The following is a 6,095-nucleotide window of genomic DNA, read 5'->3' on the forward strand; positions in this document are numbered from 1 at the left end:
CTCAGCGCTCCACAGGTGCAAATGGTTCATCGCCGTTCACAAGTGGCGTTTCATTGAATGCCTTGTGGAATGGGTTCCGTTTATCAGGCGATCCCGGGTAGATGACCGTCCGAAAGGATTCAGCCAGAATTGCGTCCGTCAATCTGGGATTGGACTGTTCGTACGCCAGTTCGACAGCTCGTACCAAAAGCCTTCGAATATCGCGCAGACGCCCATCGCTTGCAAAGGCGAATAATCGCGCTATGGCCGGTGCCGAGAAATCTATAGTGGGGAGCCCCTGCAAGCAGCCCCTAAAGGTATTGAGGACGCTACGGAACTCGTGTTCCGCAGACTTGTTCGCCACTGAAAACCGGTCGATCTCAATGATCTCTCTAAACCGCTCGCGCAATTGATCATTGGTCGCGAGCAAGCGCCTTGTCCGGGGTATGCCTGCCAGCACAAACGACACCCGTGTCGCATCTACAAAGCGCTTGAGCCAGTCAGCAGCGGTGTGCAACGTTTTCTCACCACCGCGATCAATCAGGTGATTAGCCTCATCGAGAATCACCAGCCTGACGCGGCACTGCATGATCAGGAAGACGAGTCGGGCCGTCAACTCGACCTCTTTTCCTACGTGCCACTTGGGGTCTCCCAGCGCCCTTAGTAGCATGTTCGCCAGAATCTTTGGGGTTGGCGACTGCCCTAGTGCCACGTAAAGGACCGGGACTTCAGTGAACTCTTCGTGCTCGATGGCAGGGTGCTTCTTCACGTACCGGATAAGCAAGGTCGATTTGCCAACACCAGATTCGCCGAGCAACATAAGGTGCTCAGCCTCCTCGCTATCACACTGATACCCGTGCATACGATCCAACGCAGCCAGTATCCTTTTAATATGAGGAAGGTTGATGAAGCTTGATCTGATGTTCTTTACAGTTTCTGTACAGACGGGCTTATTTTTCATGACGTTCCTCTGTGCTGATGCATTCGACTTCAAATTCGGAAAGCTCATCTCCATCCGAAGTGAACATGGCAGGCGGAACTGCGATCTGCGGCGCGGACATAGCAGGTTGGGGGCGATTGGTAGATTTTGACGTGGTATGGGCCAGACGAGCACCTTGCTTACGAACTTTCATTTTCTTCGACTGCATTGCCTCATTGGCTTTCTCGCGGATTGTTTCTTCACCATTTGCCCTGGTTCGTTGGTGAGGATCTGAATTTGCGTATTCTCGCTTGAGCGACTTCGCCTGCTCTACCGTCAAATTATTGTATTGATCTTCAGAGTTAGCAGCGCGGATATATTCGCTGTTGAGCGGATCCCATACCCAAACTACGCCTGCATTTTCGTATGGGGCTTTGATTAGTACCTTCTGTTTGGCCGGTAGCATCCTGCGTAAAGCGAGTAATTCTGTGGATACGTATCTAAAGGTATTAAAGTCGATGCCATAGTGTTGTAGCGCACACTCGCCAACATCGCCGAATTCAACGCTGAGGTCGTCCGCGTTGCATTTCAATATCGGCGGAAATGCGACTGCATTCTCTTTCCACACATCGATCGGGGCTCGTCCCGATAGACCTTTATGTGGTCGTAGGTGATATACGGATGTAATCCAAATATGGACCATCTCATTGAGTTGACCAAACGTAATGCAGGCCTCATCTTCCGATTTGAAGCCGACGCGTTGATGAACCCTTGCAAGGGTGGTCCCTGGGAGTTTATGAATGAATGAGTAATTGAACGTTCTGAGAAACCGCTCGACGAATGGCTTGTCGTTTGGATCACGCGACGCGGCGTATTCACACACCACACCCAAGTTCATTAGAGCATCGACAACTGCATGGGCATGAAATTCTCGGCCGTTATCCATGAGCAAGCGTTCGAACCAACCGTGGCATGGCCATTCGAGAAGCAGCTCCGGGAATCGCTCTCTCAGGTAGCTCTTTGGCATCATCGAGTGCCGCAGTGCTTCGAATACCGCGTGAACACCGTGTCCTGCTGAGCTGATGCAGAACCCGAGTACACACCGGGAAAACCGATCCAACACTACGGTGAAGTACGGCCGATCGATTACCTTTCCGGTTGCATCGGTGTACATGATGTCCATCGGGGTGTGATCGATTTCAGCGATCTCAAGAATTCGCGTAACTTTGCGCGCGCAGAGCTGGTCGGCGAACCTGCGCTCCGCCTCCCGTTCACCATAGCGTGCAACCGCGCGCTCATAGGCGTTGATGTTCGCGATTCGCCTTTGAATGGTCCTGAGTCCCGGAATCTTGAGCCACTCGGACTCGATCCGAGTCGCGTTTTGCCGCTGGAGCTCGAGGAACACTGCGTTATGGACATCTTCAGCGGTTCCACGTTTACTGTTGAGGTAGGACGTCTCGATTTTGTCCTGCACGATACCTTCGACGACCTGGTCCAATCGAGGCTGCCCTTTTCCTCCTCTCCGTTCGGCTCCATCAACTAATGCACGGATGTCAAGCTTGGCAAGCCGGTATTGCCTGCGCCAGCGATATACGGTCGTTTCATGAGGAGGTCTTGAGTCATCGAGTTCCGCCGCCACTTTTTGAATCGCCTTACGCAAGGCATATCGGGAACCATCGAATGCGCCGATGCGGTCGAGCATCAACAGGTAGTTCACGCGCCGGCGTGTTTCGAAATCACCTTGTCTAACCGATGACGTCGCGGCCTCCAGTGCATCCTTGACTACGCAAGGCTTTGGTGCCCGTTGGAACTGCTTGCTGTTGACCGTCCGAAGGTATCCTCGCAAGTACTCTTCCAGTAGGTCTGCTTCACTGTGGCTTGAAAACGCACCAGTGATGATATTTTCCAGATGAGCAGTGTCATTCTGTACTCGGACGAGCCGATACTGTCCCTCGCCGCGGAAGATGATCTGGTCCTTGATGAAGTTGGCCATGGTTGACGCTCCTTTTAGCGGCTTGAAGCTGGTAAGAGATCGTCCGGATCACGATTCATGATCCGGCGCAGCAAATCGTCACATTGACGTTTCGCGTCTTCCCACTGCTCCTGAACGTCTGCAGGAGGAAGGGAGCCGTTTTCCGGATCCCATAGAGCTGCGTCGATGTCTGCGCGATACCTTGTGCGAACTGGACGTGTCCGGAATAGCAGTTCGAGCCGCAATTGCAGATTGTTTGCGACCAGATCGGCGCGAAAAACTATGTACAAGCATTCACCGCGTTGTCGAAGATAACGTATCGCGGCTCTGATCCGATCAGCAGCTCTTGAGCTTCGGATGAACGCACCGTCATCTTTGACCTCGAGGTACGCGGTCCCATTAGCGGTCCCAATCTCGATCGCCACGTCAGGCGTATAACGCCGCCGGCGGGGGCCGTCCATGTATTCGAATACTCGTGGCTGAGTTGCGATCGACGTGACGGACGGCGCCACTTCCAAGAATTGCAGCGCCAAGTTCTCGACGCGACTTTCATACTCCGCGGCCCTGACTGACTTTCGGCTTGGAAATTTTCCTCGCACGCCGCGGCCCGAGACGGTCACGATGCGGCGCGTCCGCCGTGATGAGGGTTGATGATTCGCTGAGGTTTGAGAGATTTCAGGCACGAGTCTTCTCCATCGCGTCTCTAGGAGACGCTTGCGTCTTGGAAATGCACCCCTTTTTCGACAGCAATGTGCTGTCGAAATCGCCGCCGAAAATGGACGAGCGAGGGCGAGAATTCGATCAGGTTTGATCGAATTTCTAGGGCGCAAATCGTAGGGGAAAAGAAGGACTTGACGCTGAGATCAGATGGGTAGAAACTCGGCTTTGTCGGGAGACGAATCGCTACTGATTCTGATCCAAAGCGCTGCAGGCCTTCGGGTTTGTGGCGCTTTTTGCTTTTTACATGGCTCCTCCATCACTGGTTGCGATGGTTACGTTTATCGGTGCGATACGGTTACGTTGAATCGCAGCATGCACGCGTGCGATTGCGTCCATATCTTCCTCTGACAGACCCGAGTCGCGCACAAGCGCGGCGATGACCCGGTACTTGTACACGGGCAGCGGATCTGACAAGTGAATGTAGCGTTGCGAACATGTGGCCACTATCGTAAGCTCTTGCTTGCCGTTAGCGTCTAGGTTCAGCGCGTCTCCTAACTGGTCAATGAATGCAACGCCGTCGGGCGTGCGGATCCCTCGTTCGATCGAACTGATGTAGCCGTCGTCGACTCCCACGCGGCGGGCAAGCTCGGTCTGTGAGATGCGGAGCTCTCGTCGACGGGTGCGCACGAAATTTCCAAGGTTTGTCACTTTGATATTCGACAGCAAGGTGATGTTGAGATGAATACCGAGGGTAGCTGGATTCAATCGGTTTCGCAAAGCCAATACGCAGCTATTTTTTTTGATAAATTTGGACGGAATGGCACATTTGTGGATGCATCTTTCGCGATACTTATAAAAATGTCTTTTTCAGTGAAAATTAATATATGTTTTTGAATTCGCATCGATGAAGGCAACGAAGTGACTGATGGCCGAAAGGTTCGTTGGATCCATTCAGGTGACGTTCGCTCAAAATTTTTTGCGAACGCTTGGAAGAGGGGGATTTGCTTCAGAGGCTGTGCCAAGGCTACTGACCGACGTACACCGTGGTTTCGACTCGTCGCTTTTAGGCGATCCGGCAAGTTTTGGGGTTAGCCACAAAGGATTCAGTAGCGCCCGACCTGGCGGCAATGATCCGCTTTTCTTGGCTGATTTCGAGCGCGACAAAGATTCCCTATCGGGTTTCTGCAAACGGTGACTTGGCGAATCATTGCAGCGTCAGGCGTATCGACGAAAAAGTCGGGCTCATAGTTACAGCCTGCGCAATATTGGATCTGCAACTCGGCCCCGCGGCTTCAGCCATTTATCGACAGGCGGACCAGCTTAGATAAGAACATCGAAATGTGATTCGGGGAGGCATCGGCCTTCTGTTTCGAGTAACGGACTCCTTTAAAACGCCGATGATATTGGACGCTTCGAACTTTTCTGGGAGCCGCTGCTCCGAAACGTTTTTTTGCCGGCGTGACCTTCACAAACCACCGCAGCGCCTCTTGGCTGGCACATCCATGCAACTGCGTGAATAAAAAAAATCCAGCTGTTTGAAAAGACGCCTGTCTCGGTCCGAAAGCGATCAATTCCGTACACTTCTCGATCGGTGTAAGAAAATTAGCTTTGACAGGTTTTGGACGTGACCAATGACTCGTACAGGGTCTTCGTACAGCCGTACCTTCGCATCCTGAAGGGAGTCCATCATTTCCAGAGTCTTTGCATATTGCCGTGTTAGCAGACACGACCAGACGACCGAGAATCAGCGCCGCGAAGTTGAGGCCGCCGGCTTCGCCCTCGATAATCGTCGCCCGGTAGAGGAGTCGATCAGCGGGTCGGTAGCGGTTGCGCAGCGCCCCGGCTTCACCAAGCTACTCGATCGGCTGGAAGAGGGTGACGTACTAGTCGTGACGAAGCTGGATCGACTTGGGCGCAACGCGATGGACGTGCGCGAGACTGTCGAGCGGTTGGCGGCTATCCCCTTTCAAGAACTCGGACCATATCCGACCAGCTCTCGCGCGGCGCCTCGGAATGGGCTATTCCGAGGCGCCCCCATACGGTTTCCACCTCAATTGCGTTTGGCAACGTCGACAAATAGCTGGCAATGCGCTGCCCTTCTCCTGATTCGGAGCCTTCCCACGCGCAGGACACGCGAACGAACCACTCGCCGCTGTTGTAGATCAACTCACCGGTGCTGCCGTCGTGATATGCCCAGTGCGCAATCGCCTTATCGGGATCCATGTGCACGGCCGCGACGCGCTCCGGATCGATGGTGGCATGGCTCGATATCCAATCGACGGGGCTTACGAGAGCGTGAACTTGTGTGTGACCGAGTTCGCTATTCCTTTACCGGTCAAAATCATTTCACGATAGTAATTAATCTCGTCCGTCGACTCGCCACCGCCAAAAGAACCGAGTTCTCCCAACGGACGATCGTTTTTTGCTACCTGCTCCGTGCAGCGGTCGATGCCGAGCTTGGTTAGCGCGAGTGAAGTGGGGGGGGGTGTGGGGGGGGGGGGGGCCCCCCCGCGCCGCCCGCCAGGACTGGGACGGCCCGGGGGCCCGCGAAGACTGGAATCGGGA

At 53.9% G+C, this 6,095-nt stretch carries 5 protein-coding genes and 1 pseudogene; 1 reads left to right on the forward strand and 5 read right to left on the reverse strand.

Going from position 1 to position 6,095, the window contains the following annotated elements:
* Position 1: 1 nt before the first annotated feature.
* The 4 genes from P0D70_RS08300 to P0D70_RS08315 all read right to left on the reverse strand — a co-directional run bounded on the left by P0D70_RS08300 (position 2) and on the right by P0D70_RS08315 (position 4,295).
* Positions 2-940, reverse strand: coding sequence for a TniB family NTP-binding protein (locus tag P0D70_RS08300; protein ID WP_408184053.1), 939 nt, complete (start codon positions 938-940; stop codon positions 2-4).
* Complete coding sequence (locus tag P0D70_RS08305) at positions 930-2,891, reverse strand: TnsB C-terminal domain-containing protein (protein ID WP_408184054.1); 1,962 nt, start codon at positions 2,889-2,891, stop codon at positions 930-932. Before P0D70_RS08305 ends, P0D70_RS08300 begins: the two co-directional genes overlap by 11 nt.
* 14 nt (positions 2,892-2,905) lie before the next feature.
* Positions 2,906-3,553, reverse strand: a complete 648-nt coding sequence (locus tag P0D70_RS08310; protein ID WP_408184055.1) for a TnsA endonuclease N-terminal domain-containing protein — start codon at positions 3,551-3,553, stop codon at positions 2,906-2,908.
* A 277-nt stretch (positions 3,554-3,830) separates the two neighbouring features.
* Positions 3,831-4,295: a helix-turn-helix domain-containing protein gene (locus P0D70_RS08315; protein WP_408184056.1), complete on the reverse strand. Its 465-nt coding sequence runs from the start codon at positions 4,293-4,295 to the stop codon at positions 3,831-3,833.
* A 923-nt stretch (positions 4,296-5,218) separates the two neighbouring features.
* Between P0D70_RS08315 and P0D70_RS08320 the strand changes: the two are divergent.
* Positions 5,219-5,485, forward strand: a pseudogene (locus P0D70_RS08320) (recombinase family protein); the annotation flags it as partial.
* 1 nt (position 5,486) lies between these two features.
* Here P0D70_RS08320 and P0D70_RS08325 read toward each other — a convergent pair.
* Positions 5,487-5,753, reverse strand: a complete 267-nt coding sequence (locus P0D70_RS08325) for a metallophosphoesterase family protein (RefSeq protein WP_408184057.1) — start codon at positions 5,751-5,753, stop codon at positions 5,487-5,489.
* Positions 5,754-6,095: the final 342 nt, after the last annotated feature.

The sequence above is a fragment of the Paraburkholderia sp. RL17-381-BIF-C genome (assembly GCF_046026435.1).
Classification (GTDB): Bacteria; Pseudomonadota; Gammaproteobacteria; order Burkholderiales; family Burkholderiaceae; genus Paraburkholderia.

What these genes read in the sequence shown, in the direction of transcription:
- P0D70_RS08300 (WP_408184053.1), bottom strand. Translation starts at nt 940, where the DNA reads ATGAAAAATAAGCCCGTCTGTACAGAAACTGTAAAGAACATCAGATCA.
- P0D70_RS08325 (WP_408184057.1), bottom strand. Translation starts at nt 5,753, where the DNA reads ATGGATCCCGATAAGGCGATTGCGCACTGGGCATATCACGACGGCAGC.
- P0D70_RS08305 (WP_408184054.1), bottom strand. Translation starts at nt 2,891, where the DNA reads ATGGCCAACTTCATCAAGGACCAGATCATCTTCCGCGGCGAGGGACAG.